This window comes from Rothia sp. 88186D007BW (assembly GCF_053544215.1).
The window spans coordinates 56,426-72,034 of sequence record NZ_JBPPTR010000002.1; the positions used below are offsets into that span (position 1 = coordinate 56,426).

Genomic DNA, 15,609 nt, shown 5'->3' on the forward strand with positions numbered 1-15,609 from the left:
GCTAAATGGCCCTATCCCAAAGATTGCGCCTCTGGCGCCCAGACCCACTCATTGCCCTGATTCTGCTCGCCGTCGCCCTGGCAATTATTGCCCCGGCGCGGGGGGACTTCGCAGGAGGGTTGAATGTAGCTACCAAAATCGCTATCGGTCTGCTCTTCTTCCTCTACGGGGCCAGGCTCTCAACCCACGATGCTGTGCAGGGCGTGAAGAACTGGCGGCTGCACAGCACTATTTTGGGGTTTACCTACCTGGTTTTCCCCCTGCTAGGGTTGGCTCTCTACCCTCTGCAGGGGCTTATCGGTCAGGAGCTTTACCTGGGGCTGCTCTTTATGACGCTGGTGCCCTCTACGGTGCAGTCTTCGGTAGCTTTTACGTCTATCGCTCGGGGTAATGTGGCGGGGGCGATTGTCTCAGCCAGCGCCTCAAATATTGTGGGTGTGATTGCTACTCCCCTGCTGGTTATGCTGCTGATGCGTAGTGATCATTTGACTGTCTCAGGGGCAGTTTTTGGTGATATTGCGGTGCAGCTGCTTCTGCCTTTTGTGTTGGGGCAGTTTGTGCGCCGCTGGGTGGGTGAGCTGGCGAGGAAGAGCCTGACCAGGTATGTTGATCGGCTTTCTATTGCCCTGGTTGTTTATGCGGCTTTCTCAGAGGGTATTGTGCAGGGTATCTGGACTCGTATCAGCCCCTGGCAGGTTCTGTTTCTGGTTCTTCTCTCGGTTGCTCTGGTGGAGTTTTTGCTCTGGTTCAGCGGGGCTATGGCCAAGAAGCTGGGTTTTGATGATGGGGATCGGGTTGCTCTTCAGTTCTGCGGCTCGAAGAAGTCGCTGGCGACGGGCCTGCCGATGGCTGCGGTGATTTTTGGGGGTGGGGCGGTTGGTGCCCTGATTCTGCCGCTGATGGTCTTTCATCAGGTTCAGCTCATGGTGTGCGCGGCTAAGGCTGCCCGCTGGGGCAGGCAGGCTGAGGCGTGGCACTAAATCCCCAGGGCTTCCACGGCCCGAATCAGGCAGATGTGGGCTAGGGCCTGGGGGAAGTTGCCGGTCAGGCGCTGCTGGTCGAAGTCGTATTCTGAGCTCATGAGTCCCAGGTCGTTGGCGCAGGTGAGGACGGTGTCGAGTAGGGTCCGGCCGTCCGTCTCCCTACCTGAGCGGATGTACTGCTCAGCTAGCCAGAGGGAAGAGATGAAGTGGGGGTTATCTTGCCCCTCAAAGCCGTCTTGGGAGTCGGAGTTGTCGTAGCGGTAAATCATGCCCGATGGGTGGCTGATGGTGGCCTCAATACGTTCAACGGTGGCCAGCATGCGGGGGTCATCCCAGTCTACAAGCCCAATCTGGGGTAGCTGCAGCAAGGAGGCGTCCACGGCGGTGCCGCCGTAGGTTGAGACGAAGCAGCCCAGGTCAGTGTTGAAGCCTTGGCTCAAAATGTCGTCGGCAACGGCGTCGCGGCAGTGCTCCCAGGTGGTGGCGTCCCCCTCTAGCCCGAAGTCGCGTACAGCTGAAACCCCGGCGTCAAAGGCCGCCCAGAGCATGGCCTGGGAGTGTGTGTAGACTGCCGGGTCGCCGAAGGTTTCCCACATGGAGCGGTCCGTATCGCCGATACGCTCGGTGGCAGCATTGAGCAGGGCCTTCTGGATCGGCCAGGAAAGGTGGTCTTCTGCCACGCCTGCCTCACGCAGGTTGGCGAAGGTGACCAGTACTTGCCCCAGGGCGTCTCCTTGGAACTGGTCACCTGATCCGTTGCCGCTTCTGACTGGCTGGGAGCCTTCGTAGCCCGGTAGGGCTAGGCGGCGCTCGATGTCGTCTTTTTCACCGGCTAGCCCGTAGACGGCGTGGATGCGGCGCGGGTTATTAGCTAGGGCCCGCAGGATCCAGTTGCGCAGCTGGGCGGTTTCTCGTTCGTGCCCGTGGGTGAGGGTCACATCCATGGCCATGGCGACGTCGCGTAGCCAGGTGAAGCGGAAGTCGTAGTTACGTTTGCCCCCGATGACCTCGGGCAGGGAGGTGGTGGCGGAGGCAACTAGGGCACCGGTTTCACGGGAAATGAGGGCGCGTAGTACCAGTAGGGACCGTAGGCGGGCTTCGCGGTAGCGGGCGTTGGCTTCTTCCCGTTGGTTTTGGGCGGTGGGGGTAACCACCTGGCTGGCAGCGGTCTGGGCTAGCTCATGGTAGGTGGCTTCATCGACCTCGGGGGTGGCGGTGTTAGACCCGGTTTCTAGCAGGATGGAGGAGGTTTTCGTCTCTTCTGCCTCACTCACCTCGCGCATGGCAAAGAGAGGTTCCTCTGCTGTCTGTTCAGCCGCTGCCTGTTCAGCTGCGCGGACGCCGGTGGGCACCTGCCCTTCAGGGGGCAGGTGGGCGGGGATGGCGTCCTCGTTGTCGTTCTCGTGGTCAGTGGTGTTGAGAGGGTCTTGGGGGTCGTAAAGGTCTGACCATTCTTGCCACTGTTCCTGGGTGTAGGTCAGGGTGGTGGGGTAGTCCACTGGGGCAGGGGGGTTATGGTTAGAGGCGAAATAGGAGAGGGTGAACGTGTAGCTTTGACCTGCTGAGACGGTGAAGGTTTCGGCTTTAGATTCGGGGTCTCCTTCGGGCAGGGAGTCGCCCCGGAAGACTAGGGCGTGGGGCCCGGCCATGCCTACTAGCATCTCTGCGGTGGGGTCGGGGGCGCCGGTGGCGTCTACCCCTTCGTAGTGGGTGACCCAGGGGATGGTTTTACCGTAGTCAAAGCGCAGGGCAAGTTCGTGGTACATGGTGACCTCGCCGGTTAGGCCCTCCACGTTACGGACGATGGTGGTGCCGCCAGAAAGGGGCATAAACTCGGTGACGCGAACAGAGGCCTCCCCCACGAACCAGACGGTTTGCAGGATGAAAGTGTTTTCGCGGTAGGAGCGCTCGGTGCGGATTTCTTCTAGCGGGGCCGGGTTGACCGATTCGAGGGGGGCTAGGAGCCAGCGTCCGTGCTCTCGTTCGCCAAGGAGGGCGGTGAATACTGCGCGGGAGTCGAAGCGTGGGGCGCAGAACCAGTCAATGGAACCGGCGCGGGAGACTAGGGCGCCGGTGTTCATGTCTGAGAGGAGGGCGTAGTCCTCGATGAAAGAAGCCATAGCCCCCAGTCTAACAGGGCACTTACTATCAGCCGGGGACGCCGAAAGTAAGGGAATTTTTCATAGCTGCCTTCTTTTTCGCTACCTAATGAAAGTTTCCGTTACCTTCAATGAAGCACCCCTTGTAGATATACCCCCAGGGGGTATATGTTAAAAATATGAGCACACCAGGATGCACCCTCCACGAGCACGGGCACCTCCACGGCTACACCGCCAACAAAGAGGCCTACCTCAAACGTCTGCGCCGCATCGAAGGGCAGGTACGCGGTATCGCCCGCATGGTCGATGAGGACGTCTACTGCATCGACATCCTCACCCAAGTCGCCGCCATCAACAAGGCCCTCCACAGCCTCTCCGTTCAGCTTCTGGAAGACCACGTGCGCCACTGCGTCGTTGACGCCGCAGCCCAGTCTGAAGCCACCGGCGACACCGCCCCACTCGATGACAAAATCAGCGAAGCCATGGCAGCTATCACCAGACTCCTCAAAAGCTAGCCCCCATACCCCAACCACGGGCGTCCGCGCCCCTTACTCCCAAGGAGAAAACCCATGTCCGCAACCATCGTCAAAGCAACCGGCCTAACCTGCAACCACTGCGCCATGAGCGTACGCGAAGAAATCGAAGAAATTGAGAACGTCACCGGCGTAGAAATCGACGTGGTCAAAGGCGGCGAATCCACCGTCACCATCAACCACACCGGCGACCTAGACAGCGCCGCCGTCTCAGCTGCCATCGAAGAAGCCGGGTTCACCCCCGTCAGCTAATCACCGATACAGGGGGCGGACACGCGTCCGCCCCGCCAGGCACCAAACACTACAAACTAAGTGAAAGAAGGAGTCATGCCTAGCCAACCCACAGCTGAGATGTTCACCGGTGACACCCGCATCGTTAACCTCAAGGTAGGGGGCATGACCTGCGCGTCCTGCGTGGGGCGTGTGGAACGCAAGCTCAAAAAAATCGGGGTAGAGTCCTCGGTCAACCTACCGCTAGAAACCGCCCGCGTGGTGGCACCTGCCTCTATCACCGACCAGCAGCTCATCGAAACTATCGAGAAAGCCGGGTACACGGCCAGCCTCAAACAGGACGCCACCACCCAGGACGATGAGACCGAGCAGGAATCGCTCACCCCCCGCCTGTGGGTGGCACTCATTTTTACCCTGCCGGTCTTTCTCATGTCTATGTTTGCCACCTTCCAGTTCCCTCACTGGGGCTGGGTGGTAGCCGCCCTGACCCTGCCGGTAGCGACCTGGGCGGCCATGCCCTTCCACCGCCCGGCCTGGATTAACCTCAGGCACGGCTCTTTCACCATGGACACCCTCATCTCCTTGGGCGTGATTGCCTCCTACGCTTTTTCGCTCTGGCAGTTGGCTATAGACCCGGCTATGACCGCCCATGCCGGGCACGGGGCGTCCGCCGGTGGGCACGGCATGGACCACATGCTCTACTTCGATGCGGCCGCGATGATTACCCTCTTCTTGCTGGCAGGCCGGCAGATTGAGCACCGCACCGCCCGACGCTCCTCCCAGGCCCTACGGGCCCTGCTGAATCTGGGGGCTAAATCTGCCACGGTTCTTCACGGTGGGCGTGAGGTGCAGATTCCTGTCAAAGACCTGCTACCTGGCGACCTTTTCCTGGTGCGACCCGGCGAGAAAATTGCGGTAGACGGCCAGGTTGTTCAGGGACGCTCGGCCGTGGACGCCTCCCTGCTCACCGGTGAGTCCGTGCCGGTTGAGGTGGGGGTTGGGGACGCCGTAGTGGGGGCGACCGTCAACACCTCCGGCTCCTTGACGGTGAAGGCAACCCGGGTGGGTTCTGATACGGTGCTGGCTCAGATGAGCCGTACCGTTGCTGAGGCCCAGTCCACCAAGGCCCCTATCGCCCGCCTAGCTGACCGGGTATCGTCCGTCTTTGTTCCTATTGTTATCTGCCTGGCCTTAGCCACCCTGGCAGGCTGGCTACTGGTTAGCGGGGACCTCAATGCCGCCTTCACCGCCGCTGTTTCAGTGCTGGTCATCGCCTGCCCCTGCGCCCTGGGGTTAGCTACCCCCACCGCTCTGCTGGCGGGCACCTCACGCGGCTCCCAGCTAGGTATTCTGATTCGCTCAGCCCAGGTGCTTGAATCCACCAAGCACCTGACCACCGTGGTGCTCGATAAGACCGGCACCGTCACCACCGGGGCCCTCGCCCTGGCTGAGGTCGCCCCCTTTACCGACGTCGAACACCAGGACGCTAGCCGACTCTTGGCCTTAGCCGGGGCGGCAGAGTCCCGCTCTGAGCACCCTATTGCACGTGCCATTAGCCAGGCGGCACAAGAGCAAGCAACCCAGCAGGCAAAGACCCTGCCGGAGGTCACCGATTTCGAGTCCGCCCCCGGCGGTGGGGTGCGAGCAACCCTCCGAGAAGAGGGCGCTACAGGTGAGAGCCAGGAGGTTACGGTGCTGGTAGGCCAGCCCAGCTTCCTTGCCGCCGAAGGTATCCCACTCGATGACGCCCAGGCTCGCGCCCTACGCGCCGGTCAAGAAGCGGGGCGCACTACCGTCGTCCTTGCCCTTGATGGGCAGCCTGCGGGCTTACTGGCCCTACAAGATATACCTAAGCCTGGCGCGTCTGAGGCCCTGGCCCAGTTACGGGCCCTAGGCCTAACCCCCGTGCTATTGACCGGGGACGCTGAGCCGGTTGCCCGAGCTGTAGCAGCCCAGGTGGGCATCGACCCGGAGAAGGTCTATGCAGGCGTGAGCCCCGATGAGAAGCTAGCGACCATCACCGACCTGCAAGAGGGCGGGGCCGGAGTGGCCATGGTGGGTGACGGAGTGAATGACGCCGCCGCCCTAGCTAAGGCCGATGTGGGGGTTGCTATGGGCTCAGGCACCGATGTGGCTATGGAAGCTGCCGATATGACCATTGTGCGCAGTGACCTGGGCTCCTTGCCCACAGCAATTCGGCTCTCCCGGGCTACCCTGCGTCTTATTAAGAGCAACCTCTTCTGGGCTTTTGCGTACAACACTGTTGCTATCCCGGTGGCAGCGGCAGGCCTGCTCAACCCTATGATTGCAGCAGCTGCCATGGCTCTTAGCTCAGTTTTCGTGGTGCTCAATTCCACCCGACTCCTGCGCTTCACCTAAGCCCCTACAACTTCACCCTAGGGGGCCGCTTATATGGTGGGCCCCTTTGAAGAAAATAAAACCCACCCCCTACCCCTCTCAAGGAGGCAATAATGAACACCTTTCCCACCCGCGCCCTGGCGCTTGCTACCCTGGCCCTACTAGGCCTATCAGCGTGCGGTGCAGACCAGTCAAACCTGAAGGAGGAGACAGAAACTGCGGTTTCTTCTGCTTCGGCGCACGCAGATCACGCCCACCACCCGGCTGATGGTGGGGCTGCCCCCGCTGGCATAATCGAGGCAGCTAACCCCACCTACCCGGTCGGTACCGAGGTCATTCTTGACGCTGACCACATGAGCGGCATGGAAGGAGCCACCGCTACCGTGGTGGGTGCCTACCAGACCTACACTTACTCGGTGAACTACACCCCCACCGATGGCTCTGAGGCTGTCACTGACCACAAGTGGGTAGTGCAGGAAGAACTGGCGGACGCCGGTAGCGAGCGCCTTGCTGACGGTGCGCCGGTGACGATTGAGGCTGAGCACATGGACGGTATGAAGGGTGCGGAGGGCACGGTAGAGTCCTCCACCGATGAGACTGTGTACATGGTTGATTTCACCGCTGGGGGTATGACCATGAAGAACCACAAGTGGGTTACTGAGTCAGAGATTAAAGGGGTTAAGTAAGGCCCTGGTGGAGTAGTTTGCCTCTTAGGTAGATTGCTGTGAAGCCTGGCAGGCCGTAAGCGGCAGCAGGGGTTAGCCCCTTGTGTCGCTTGCGGCCTGCGTTTTTTGGTGGGGTGGGCGGACGTGTGAGGCAGCGGGCTTACGGGTCTGCTCTGAAGATGGCATCTGCTTGGGAGCGCAGGGCCGTGAGGGCCTTTTCTCTGGCCTGGGGGTCGGTGCTGAACCAGTCTGTGATGTCTGTGGTGCAGAGCTGGGAGAGGATGTTGTTGAGTTGTCGTTGTTCTTCTTTGCGTTGGTCTTGTGTGAGGTTGGTGCTGGGGTCGGTGACCTCAGTGATGATTTGTTCAGCTAACCAGAGGGCGAAGATTCTGGTGTTTTGTTCTTCTGCGGGCATGGTTTTGGTGGCTCGGATAAAGGGGTTACAGAGAGCACCGTAGTTATTGCCTTCGAGGATTCTGGTAATTTCAAATACTGTTTTAAAAACGCGTTCCCAGCGGGCGGTAACATTTGCTACTGCTTCTCCGTGTTTATTTTTGTGATATCTGGGCAGTATTTCTACTGGCATGGGGTGGGTGTTTTTATTGAGGAGGGTGGTGTCGGCTTTATAGCGGTTTCTGCTGGCGATGAGTTTTTCTTTAAGGCGCTGCCCTTTGGTTGTAATCTGTTCTTTGTGGGCTTCTTGGGGGTCGTGTGAATCATCGCGTTTTTTGAGGGCGATATGGTGCATGATGTTGTCGTCTTCGTCCATCCATATCACCATATCGAATTGTTCTCTGACGTGCTCTTCCATCTCTGGGTCGAGGTCGCCGTAGTAGCTAACAATTTTGCCTTTTTGTGGGGCGTTTGAGGTGTTTTTATCGCGATTTTTACGGGCTTTATCTTGCAGGTAGCGGCGCATATAGTCCATGCGGTTTCCTGATGTTTGTTCTTTTTCTTGAAGATAGGTTTGATAGCGGGTGGAGGTAAAAGGTAGGCCTAGGAGTCGGCCTAAAAAGTCACCAATTTCATCGACCCAGCCTTGAGAGGTCAGGCTGTAAATGAGTATGCGCTGGAAGGGTGGTTCTTTGAGTTTATGGGGAGGAATAATGCGAGTGAGGCCGGTGTAGGGCAGGTCGAAATAGTTAACGTGGTTTTTGATGGTCAGGTACCAGCGGGGGCGGCGTTCTGATGCTATGGCTCGGGAGTTTTCTAGGGCTGGCCCCATGAGTTCGTGTTCGCGTAGCTCTCGGGGGGCGAAGTCTTGGCGGTCAAGGCGTTTGAAATCTAGCCGGTGGGCGACCGTCATGCGGTAGTTCTCTTCCATGGGGCCTTCGTGGGCTGGCCAGATGGTCATGGCGTAGGTGCGGCTGCGTAGTACGGCGTCGGTGAGGGTTTGTAGTTCCAGGGCTGCTGCGATGGCGTATTTGCGCACCTGGAGGTTTCGCAGGTCTCTTTGTTCTTTACGTTTGCGTTCGCTCAGGCGGGCGTTTTCTTCCATGAGTTCGATGATGGTTTGGTGGCTGTTTTCATCGAGTAGTCCTAGCCGCTGGTAGAGCTGGAAGATAGCTTCGACTTTGTTTTGGTTCTCGTGGCGTAGGGCTTCTGCCAGGATGGGGAGCAGCTGGAGGCGGGGTTTTCTTTTCCCGTTGAACCAGTCGTAGATGTGTTCGGGTTTGATGTAGGTGGGGCGGTCTGTGGGTGGCTGGTTGCCGTTGTAGGTTTCGGGGTCGTAGGTGTTCAGGACGTTCTCAATGGCTTGGGCGATTGCCTTGTTGTTGTGTGTTTTGAGGGAGTTGGTGGCGGCTCCTTTGAGTTTGAATTTTTCGGTGTCTGTTACTTCGTTGAGCCATTGGGTGAATTCTTCCCAGAAGTGGAGGTCGCTGGATCCTTTGGGTCTGCCCATGGGTTTTGTCTTTCTGTGCGCTGGGGGGTGTTGGTGGTGGGTTCTTGGCAGGCCCACCACAATTTAGGATATTTACCCTAAATATATTTCTTTTTGCACCGGATTGCCATCATGTATAAACGGTAGATAGCCTATTTATCGGTGGCAGCAGACACAGTCTTACACGGACGTAAGACCCCACCATCAATCATCAATAACCCACAACTCCAGAAGGAGAAAGAAATGTCATTCTTTGCCCCCCTCAAAAAATACGCCCAGCTACGACACCACACGCTCAAAGCGGCAAGCCAGCTCATCTTCAAAACCTGGTTCCCTGAAAAAGACCCCCCCCCACAAACCAGCAACGACAAGGCCTCCGATAACCTGTCTGCTGAACTTCACGGCCCAGGGCGTACCCCACAAAACCTCCACCCCCAGCCTGCTGCAGTAGAAGATTCTCAGGAGCTACTACAAACAGACACCACAGAAGACGTAGAAACCCCCAGCAAAGAAGCAGGGGCTAGCACCGAAAAACCTGCCGTTCCTTCACCGGCTGATCTCAAAAATCTCAAGCGTCCTCCGCTGACCTACACCAAGCCAAAATACCTGCAAGAGACTGCAGAAGACCAGCTCAGCTGGTACAGCCTCACTTTCACCGGGCAGGCCATTAATAACCTTGACCACCTGGGGTTGGCCAAGGATTACATTCTTGAAGCACTGAGCACCCACAAGTTCAAAGAAGACATGGTGCTAGGCCGCATCACACACTTCTATTCAGCAGATGATCAGCTCTTCTGCCGCATCGACTTCAACAATAACCAGATTATGGATATCTTCACTAAGGCCGAGCAGCTAGATATCCTCCATGAAGCCCCCGTTCCCCCGGAACCGGCAACACCTAAAATCAAGGTGTCTGGCCAGAAAGCAAAGAAGCCTATCAGCCTGCCCAAGGATAAGAAATCTATGGAAAAGCGCCTCAAGAGCCTCGGCTTCCACATCCACGCAGGAAAGACCCACGACTATATCACTCACCCTGATTACCCCGGCATCAAGTGCACCATGGCCAACACCCCTAGCGATACCCGCCGTGTATGGCACAACATCCGCACCGAGATTAAGCACACCTTCGGTATTGATATTTGCGACCAGTAGCCTTAAACCATACAAGATACAAGAATCGCCCGTACAGAGACCTCTGCACGGGCGATTCACTCTTTAAAGGAGAGCAGGTGAGATTTTAACGGTGCTTAAAATCAGCCTCTCGTTTCTCAATGAAAGCAGCCATGCCCTCTTTTTGATCCTCCGTAGCAAAAAGTGCGTGGAAGGTGCGTCGCTCAAAGGCGATGCCCTGGGCTAGGGTGGTTTCAAAGGCAGTATTAACAGCCTCTTTGCAGATCTGGGCAACGAACTTTGATGTGGAGGCAATAGTTTCTGCCATGGCTAGGGCGGTGGGGAGGACGTCCGCATCCTGCTCTACCAGGCGAGAGACCAGACCGGCCCGCTCAGCCTCTTCAGCCCCCATGAACCGCCCAGTTAGGCACATGTCCATGGCTTTAGCCTTACCCACGGCTCGGGTCAGGCGCTGGGAGCCACCCATACCGGGGATAACACCCAGGTTAATTTCGGGCTGGCCAAACTTTGTCGAAGGCCCTGCTACCAGCATGTCAGCCATCATGGCCAGCTCGCACCCGCCGCCTAGAGCATACCCATTGACGGCCGCCACGATGGGGGTGCGCAGGCCGGTGAGGTTATCCCAGTGGGCAAACCAGTTGGCGGCGTGCATGCTGGCATAGGTCTGGGACGACATTTCCTTAATATCGGCACCAGCAGCAAAGGCCTTTTCACTACCGGTTAGGACGATAGCCCCCACCTGGGGCGAACGGTCAAAGTCGGTTGCGGCGGCAACAACCTCACCCATGGTGGCGTTATTGAGGGCGTTGAGCGCCTGAGGGCGGTTAAGGGTGATCAGCCCTACTCTGCCGCGGGTTTCAACCAGAATATTGTCGTAGGTAGTCATAGTGTTTCTCCTTAACAGGAACGAGGCGGGGCAGAAACTGGGCTAGACAGAAACTGAGCTAGGCAGGAACTAGGCCAGTCCTAGTTCCCCTGCCTGTGTTGGTTCAAAGAAAGCCAGAACGCTCTGGCGGGAGACCTCCGCCAGGGTGGCAGGGGACCATTGTGGGTTGCGGTCCTTATCGACCACCTGGGCGCGGATACCCTCACGCATATCGTGCTGAATCAGGGCATTACAGGAGGTCACAAAATCCTGGTTCAGAGTCTGAGCTAAGGTCTGCTGAGCAGCACGGCGCACAGCCTCTAGGGCCACCTTCATACCGGTTGGGCTGTTCTTCTGCAAAGCCGCCAGCACGATCCCAGCATAGTCAGAGCCTTCACCACCGGACTCAGCGACCGCCTGCACTCTCTCAAGAATTTCTTCTACAGAATCAGCGGCGAAAGCGCACTCAATCCAGGAGGCGTTCTCTAGGAGTTGGGAGGGCCCAGCATCAGCTGCGAAGCTCTCGATGATGCCGGTGGCGGCGTCCGCCCCCTCAACATTTTCTAGGGCGGTAGCTAGCTCATCGAGTTTCTCAGAGGGGACGAAGTAGTCAGCTAGGCCAACTGCCAGCGCATCCGCCCCGGTAACATGCAAGCCAGTCACTGCCATGAGGGTGCCCAGCTGGTGCGGGGCGCGGGCCAGAATGTTGAGGCCACCCACATCGGGGGAAAAACCAATGACGGTTTCGGGCATGCCGGTGCGGGTACGCTCGGTGACAATACGGTGAGAGCCATGCGCTGAGACGCCCACCCCGCCGCCTAACACCAGGCCATCCATAAGTGAAATATAGGGTTTAGGGAAGCGGGAAATCCGCAGATTCATGGTGTATTCCACGCCGAAGAATTCTTCACCCGCGGCCGGCTCATCAGCGGTGGCCTTATAGATAGCTACCACATCGCCCCCAGCGCATAGGCCCCGCTCCCCTGCCCCGCGCAAGAGCACCGCAGTAATCTCAGGGTCCTGTTCGAAGTTATCCAAGGCTGTGTTGAGCAGCTGGGTCATCTCGTAGTTGAGAGCGTTGACTGCCCGGGGTCGGTTCAGGGTCATAACCCCCAGGGTGCCCCGTTTTTCGGTCAGGACGCTCTGGTCAGGCTGGGTGCCGGGTGTATGGGTCATAGTGGGTCTCCTTAAATTACCGGGGGCAGGCTAACTACCGGGCAGGGGCGGGTTAGTTAGGCAGGGGCGGGCTAGTTAGGCAGGGTCTGGTGAAGCTGACAGCCTCTCTAACCCTGACGAGGGGCCTTATAGTGCTCTAGGGCATCGAGCAGGACGGCTACCGCCGCGTGGGTGCCTGATGCCAGGGTGATTTCTGGGTCGGGCGCAAAGAAGGGGGAATGGTTACCCGGCAGGGAAGCTGGATCATCAATCCGGGTGTAGTCATAGCCACCAAAACCCCAGAAAACGTAGGGTATACCCAGGGCCGTTGCTAACTTACTGAAATCTTCGCTGCCCATACGCCGCTGAGTATCATCAGCAAATATTTTCTCAGCCCCAAAGGTGCTTGCCAGCACTCGCTGCACCCGGGCGGTGGCGTCCGCATCGTTAATAGTGGCGGGGAAGCCCGCCTGCGTCTCAATGATAGGTTCAGGGGCGCCTGCGGTCATAGCCTCACCGCGGATAATGCGCTCTACGGCGGTGAGCACCCGCTCCCGAGTCTCAGGGCTAAAGGTGCGGATATTGAGAGTAAAGCGTGCTGAATCAGGGATGATGTTATTCTTCAAACCGCCCTGGAAGACGCCCACCGACACCACGGCCGAATCAAGCGGAGAAACTTCACGAGAAACCACCGTCTGTAGGCGGGTAATCATGGCCGCGCCGAGCACGATAGGGTCTACTGTAACCTCAGGCTGGGAGCCGTGCCCGCCCACCCCGCGCACAGTGACATCCCAGGAATCAGCAGCCGACAAAAACTCCCCGGCCGACACCTCAAAATGCCCGGCAGGTAAAGGGAAAACATGCTGACCAAAGAGCACCACCGGGTGAGGAACCTTCTCCCAGAGCCCAGCCTCAAGCAGGGCGTCCGCGCCGGTTGCTACCTCTTCAGCAGGCTGCATGATAAAGACCAGCTGCCCTTCCCAGGCCTCAGATGCGGCAAAGAGACGGGCAGCGCCCAGAGCGGCAGCAATATGGGTATCGTGACCGCACCCGTGCATCACCCCACTGGTAGCACCCTCATACTCGGCGGTAGCTTGTGAAGCGTAGTCCCGGCCAGACTTCTCAGTGATGGGCAAACCGTCAATATCTGCACGGAAGGCCACAGTTGCGCCCTCCCCGCGGCTCAGCACACCCACCACACCAGTTTCTCCGATACGGTGCACCTGACGGTCAACACCAGGGGCTAAAGGCATCTCAGCTAGCTGCTGCTCAATATAGTCTGCAGTCTTGTACTCCCGGTGGGAAAGCTCAGGGTTCTGGTGCAGGTACTTGTACTCTTGAATCTGATCCGCAATGGCGGTCTCGCTCAGAATCAGGCTGGCAGGCAGGTTATTAGTCATGACGCTTACCCCTTAGGCTCCGGGTTCTTTCTTGGTCTGTTGTGCCTCAGTTGCATGGGCAGACTGGGCCTGGTGCTTCTTCTCTTCAGCTTCACGGCGTTTGGTCTCGGCTTCACGGCGGGCGCGAGCCTCAGCGTAGAGCTGGGCGGACGACCGGTTAATACCGGTGCCCTCACCCAGGTCAGGGTCGTTGGGGCGCTCCACCAGAATCAGGGTTGCACACATGACCAAGGTGGCCACAAAAACGGTCCCTGCAACGGTCAGGGCCAGCACTATATTGGGGGCGTTCTTCGTACCGCCGGTTGCAAAAAGCATGACGCCTACGAAAGCCACCAGAGCCAAGACAGCCGCAATCAGCAGCGGGCCGCGCACCTGCGCCTTAAACCCGCCACGGGGTGATTCACTCTTCTGTGCCAAGACCATTCCTCCTGAAAACCAATTCCCCCACCAGTCTACGGGTTCAGTAGCAAATTTGCTCAGGTGGCATATCTTTCTCTAATTTTCTCCCATATGACTAAGAATGATGATTTTTTAGGAGCACCCATCGTGTGTTCGGTCCTCTCTGAGGCCCAGGCAGCAGACATCACCACTTCGACGAAATCTTCCTCTGCGATAACCTCTGGAGCAGGACGTCCCGTCGAAATCATGGATACCCACATGCGATCAAACCCTCGCGAAGACTCCTCGGCAAGACCTAAGACTCTCATCGCGGTCATCAACCGGGCATTGCGCGGTATCGATTGAGTCACCAGAATTTTGTCTGCACTGACACCAGCAGGAAGAGAACCTGGTGACCAGATTTTCAGCACTCCCGGTGATTGGTCGATAACGATAGGTCGAGCGATTCTCCAATCACGATGAATCACCGCGTTCGTCAAGGCTTCGTCAATAGCCAGGTCAGGGAATCGAGGCACTCGATATTCCTGCCCATCAGGAAATTGAATACGGTCAACCTCGCGAGAAGCCTGCTCACCAATCAGCCGCCGCTCCGAGGGAAGCGCCAGAATAAGAGGCATTGAAAACTCGTTGACCTGCAGGTCAGCACCGACCATGGGTCTCCATAGGTGCCGAATAGTGACGCTTGCTCCTTCTGCAGATAATAAGAGAATCTCACCAGCTCGTTTTAGATAGCCAGTACGCTGATCCAAAAGACCTAGTTCTCTCAGAATTTCGTGGCGAGTTGAAGAAGATACGCTTCTACCTTCTGCTTCTCTACGAGAGTTCCATAAGAAATCAGCACTACCTATCACCAAGCTACCCTAAAAAAAGTGGGGTTGCCCGCAAATCGTGGACACGTAATTAAGCGGCTTTGGTGTTGGCCGCATCCATCGCCCAGCCCAACACCCAGCGAGAATGCCCATCACGGATAACGCACAGACACAACCAGCCTTCACAGGTGCGCAGATAGGTAATATCCGATAGCCATACCCGGTTAAGCTCACCAGCATCAAACAGGCGCTTAACCAGGTCAGGAAGGTCCGACCCGTGCTCAGACTAGATAGTGGTCACAGGCGCGAACGTCCGGGGCGAGATTCCTTCAATACCCATCAGCCGCATCCTTTTGGCAACAGTCTTACGGTCAACGATAAACCCGTCATCGGCTAGCGCCACGGTGATCGGTGGTGAGCCGTAGACTTCATCTGATTCATCCCAAATCTTCTTGATCTGCCTATCCAGGGCATCCACGTAGTTCTGGCCCCTATCCTCGCCGCAATCGCGTTTGTGCTGTGCCTGGGCCCACTTGTAGTAGCCGGAACGAGATACCTTCAAAAGCCTGGCTATGCGCTTGATGCTGTAATTTGCCTTCTCCTGCCGTATTAATTCGAATCGTTCCGCTGTCGTTGCTTCGCAGCGAAGAAGGCTGTTGCTTTTGACAAGAACTCGTTATCTATCCGAGCCTCAGCCAACTCACGGCGCAGCCTGGCGTTCTCAGCACGCAGATCAGACTCGCTCATTCCATCGGCATTTCCCTGGCGTTCGCGCTCGTTTTTGACCCACCTGCCCAGTAAACCGGCGCCAACTCCGATTTCTTTAGCAACGTGAGCAATCGGCCGACCAGTCTCAATGACCAACCTGGCCGCCTCAGCCCGATATTCCGGGGTATACTTACGGCGTGTTTGACTCATAATGAACATCCTCTCTGGCGGACACAAGATCCGCACTGATCGGGTGTCCACTATTCGAGGGTAACCTCATTATGGGCTGTGTCTATGACGGTCATACTTACCAGTATAGGAGAGTTGTTTCCACCTTATGAGTAAGCCAAAGAAAAACAACTCTTAAACAACTCTGCCTCTGAATAGAGAT

General features: G+C 57.5%; 16 protein-coding genes. 6 read left to right on the plus strand and 10 right to left on the minus strand.

The features are described from left to right. Positions 1–5: 5 nt before the first annotated feature. Positions 6–980: a bile acid:sodium symporter family protein gene (locus tag ACEE09_RS01515; protein WP_449081440.1), complete on the plus strand. Its 975-nt coding sequence runs from the start codon at positions 6–8 to the stop codon at positions 978–980. Here ACEE09_RS01515 and ACEE09_RS01520 read toward each other — a convergent pair. After that, a complete protein-coding gene (locus ACEE09_RS01520; protein ID WP_449081442.1) occupies positions 977–3,103 on the minus strand; it encodes a glycoside hydrolase family 15 protein in 2,127 nt (708 codons plus the stop codon). The two genes, ACEE09_RS01515 and ACEE09_RS01520, sit on opposite strands and share 4 nt — an antisense overlap. Positions 3,104–3,261: 158 nt before the next feature. Here ACEE09_RS01520 and ACEE09_RS01525 point away from each other — a divergent pair, with 158 nt between their 5' ends. From ACEE09_RS01525 to ACEE09_RS01540, 4 genes are all read left to right on the plus strand, one after another. Beyond that, positions 3,262–3,597, plus strand: coding sequence for a metal-sensitive transcriptional regulator (locus ACEE09_RS01525; RefSeq protein WP_449081444.1), 336 nt, complete (start codon positions 3,262–3,264; stop codon positions 3,595–3,597). 54 nt (positions 3,598–3,651) lie between these two features. Next, positions 3,652–3,867 carry a heavy-metal-associated domain-containing protein gene (locus tag ACEE09_RS01530; protein WP_449081446.1) on the plus strand — a complete coding sequence of 72 codons (216 nt, stop codon included), beginning with the start codon at positions 3,652–3,654 and terminating at the stop codon, positions 3,865–3,867. A 75-nt stretch (positions 3,868–3,942) separates the two neighbouring features. Further along, positions 3,943–6,225 (plus strand): heavy metal translocating P-type ATPase, encoded by a 2,283-nt coding sequence (locus tag ACEE09_RS01535; protein WP_449081448.1) that lies wholly within the window; start codon positions 3,943–3,945, stop codon positions 6,223–6,225. Positions 6,226–6,317: 92 nt separating this feature from the next. Then, entirely contained in the window at positions 6,318–6,890 is a 573-nt protein-coding gene (locus tag ACEE09_RS01540) for a YdhK family protein (RefSeq protein ID WP_449081450.1), read from the plus strand. 139 nt (positions 6,891–7,029) lie between these two features. On the opposite strand, the gene ACEE09_RS01545 is transcribed toward ACEE09_RS01540, so the two are convergent. Then, positions 7,030–8,772 (minus strand): hypothetical protein, encoded by a 1,743-nt coding sequence (locus tag ACEE09_RS01545; RefSeq protein ID WP_449081451.1) that lies wholly within the window; start codon positions 8,770–8,772, stop codon positions 7,030–7,032. Positions 8,773–8,994: 222 nt separating this feature from the next. Between ACEE09_RS01545 and ACEE09_RS01550 the strand changes: the two genes are divergently transcribed. Beyond that, entirely contained in the window at positions 8,995–9,903 is a 909-nt protein-coding gene (locus ACEE09_RS01550; protein WP_449081453.1) for a hypothetical protein, read from the plus strand. Positions 9,904–9,988: 85 nt separating this feature from the next. Here ACEE09_RS01550 and ACEE09_RS01555 read toward each other — a convergent pair whose 3' ends face one another. The 8 genes from ACEE09_RS01555 to ACEE09_RS01590 form a co-directional block, all read right to left on the minus strand. Continuing rightward, the gene (locus ACEE09_RS01555; protein WP_449081455.1) at positions 9,989–10,768 is read right to left on the minus strand and encodes an enoyl-CoA hydratase; all 780 of its coding nucleotides are present in this window, start codon (positions 10,766–10,768) and stop codon (positions 9,989–9,991) included. 69 nt (positions 10,769–10,837) lie between these two features. Further along, the gene (locus ACEE09_RS01560) at positions 10,838–11,923 is read right to left on the minus strand and encodes an enoyl-CoA hydratase/isomerase family protein (RefSeq protein WP_449081457.1); all 1,086 of its coding nucleotides are present in this window, start codon (positions 11,921–11,923) and stop codon (positions 10,838–10,840) included. A 107-nt stretch (positions 11,924–12,030) separates the two neighbouring features. Beyond that, on the minus strand, positions 12,031–13,302 hold the full coding sequence (locus ACEE09_RS01565; protein WP_449081459.1) for an amidohydrolase: 1,272 nt from the start codon (positions 13,300–13,302) through the stop codon (positions 12,031–12,033). A gap of 12 nt (positions 13,303–13,314) precedes the next feature. Next, positions 13,315–13,719: a hypothetical protein gene (locus ACEE09_RS01570; RefSeq protein WP_449081461.1), complete on the minus strand. Its 405-nt coding sequence runs from the start codon at positions 13,717–13,719 to the stop codon at positions 13,315–13,317. Positions 13,720–13,778: 59 nt separating this feature from the next. After that, positions 13,779–14,354: an ATP-binding protein gene (locus ACEE09_RS01575; protein WP_449081463.1), complete on the minus strand. Its 576-nt coding sequence runs from the start codon at positions 14,352–14,354 to the stop codon at positions 13,779–13,781. Positions 14,355–14,601: 247 nt separating this feature from the next. Beyond that, positions 14,602–14,769, minus strand: coding sequence for a DDE-type integrase/transposase/recombinase (locus ACEE09_RS01580; protein ID WP_449081642.1), 168 nt, complete (start codon positions 14,767–14,769; stop codon positions 14,602–14,604). A 27-nt stretch (positions 14,770–14,796) separates the two neighbouring features. Then, a complete protein-coding gene (locus ACEE09_RS01585; RefSeq protein WP_449081464.1) occupies positions 14,797–15,072 on the minus strand; it encodes an IS3 family transposase in 276 nt (91 codons plus the stop codon). 47 nt (positions 15,073–15,119) lie between these two features. Further along, complete coding sequence (locus tag ACEE09_RS01590; RefSeq protein ID WP_449081466.1) at positions 15,120–15,428, minus strand: transposase; 309 nt, start codon at positions 15,426–15,428, stop codon at positions 15,120–15,122. Positions 15,429–15,609 lie beyond the last annotated feature (181 nt).

What these genes read in the sequence shown, in the direction of transcription:
- ACEE09_RS01560 (WP_449081457.1), bottom strand. Translation starts at nt 11,923, where the DNA reads ATGACCCATACACCCGGCACCCAGCCTGACCAGAGCGTCCTGACCGAA.
- ACEE09_RS01555 (WP_449081455.1), bottom strand. Translation starts at nt 10,768, where the DNA reads ATGACTACCTACGACAATATTCTGGTTGAAACCCGCGGCAGAGTAGGG.
- ACEE09_RS01545 (WP_449081451.1), bottom strand. Translation starts at nt 8,772, where the DNA reads ATGGGCAGACCCAAAGGATCCAGCGACCTCCACTTCTGGGAAGAATTC.
- ACEE09_RS01525 (WP_449081444.1), top strand. Translation starts at nt 3,262, where the DNA reads ATGAGCACACCAGGATGCACCCTCCACGAGCACGGGCACCTCCACGGC.
- ACEE09_RS01530 (WP_449081446.1), top strand. Translation starts at nt 3,652, where the DNA reads ATGTCCGCAACCATCGTCAAAGCAACCGGCCTAACCTGCAACCACTGC.
- ACEE09_RS01565 (WP_449081459.1), bottom strand. Translation starts at nt 13,302, where the DNA reads ATGACTAATAACCTGCCTGCCAGCCTGATTCTGAGCGAGACCGCCATT.
- ACEE09_RS01590 (WP_449081466.1), bottom strand. Translation starts at nt 15,428, where the DNA reads ATGAGTCAAACACGCCGTAAGTATACCCCGGAATATCGGGCTGAGGCG.
- ACEE09_RS01540 (WP_449081450.1), top strand. Translation starts at nt 6,318, where the DNA reads ATGAACACCTTTCCCACCCGCGCCCTGGCGCTTGCTACCCTGGCCCTA.
- ACEE09_RS01515 (WP_449081440.1), top strand. Translation starts at nt 6, where the DNA reads ATGGCCCTATCCCAAAGATTGCGCCTCTGGCGCCCAGACCCACTCATT.
- ACEE09_RS01535 (WP_449081448.1), top strand. Translation starts at nt 3,943, where the DNA reads ATGCCTAGCCAACCCACAGCTGAGATGTTCACCGGTGACACCCGCATC.
- ACEE09_RS01575 (WP_449081463.1), bottom strand. Translation starts at nt 14,354, where the DNA reads ATGGTCGGTGCTGACCTGCAGGTCAACGAGTTTTCAATGCCTCTTATT.
- ACEE09_RS01520 (WP_449081442.1), bottom strand. Translation starts at nt 3,103, where the DNA reads ATGGCTTCTTTCATCGAGGACTACGCCCTCCTCTCAGACATGAACACC.
- ACEE09_RS01550 (WP_449081453.1), top strand. Translation starts at nt 8,995, where the DNA reads ATGTCATTCTTTGCCCCCCTCAAAAAATACGCCCAGCTACGACACCAC.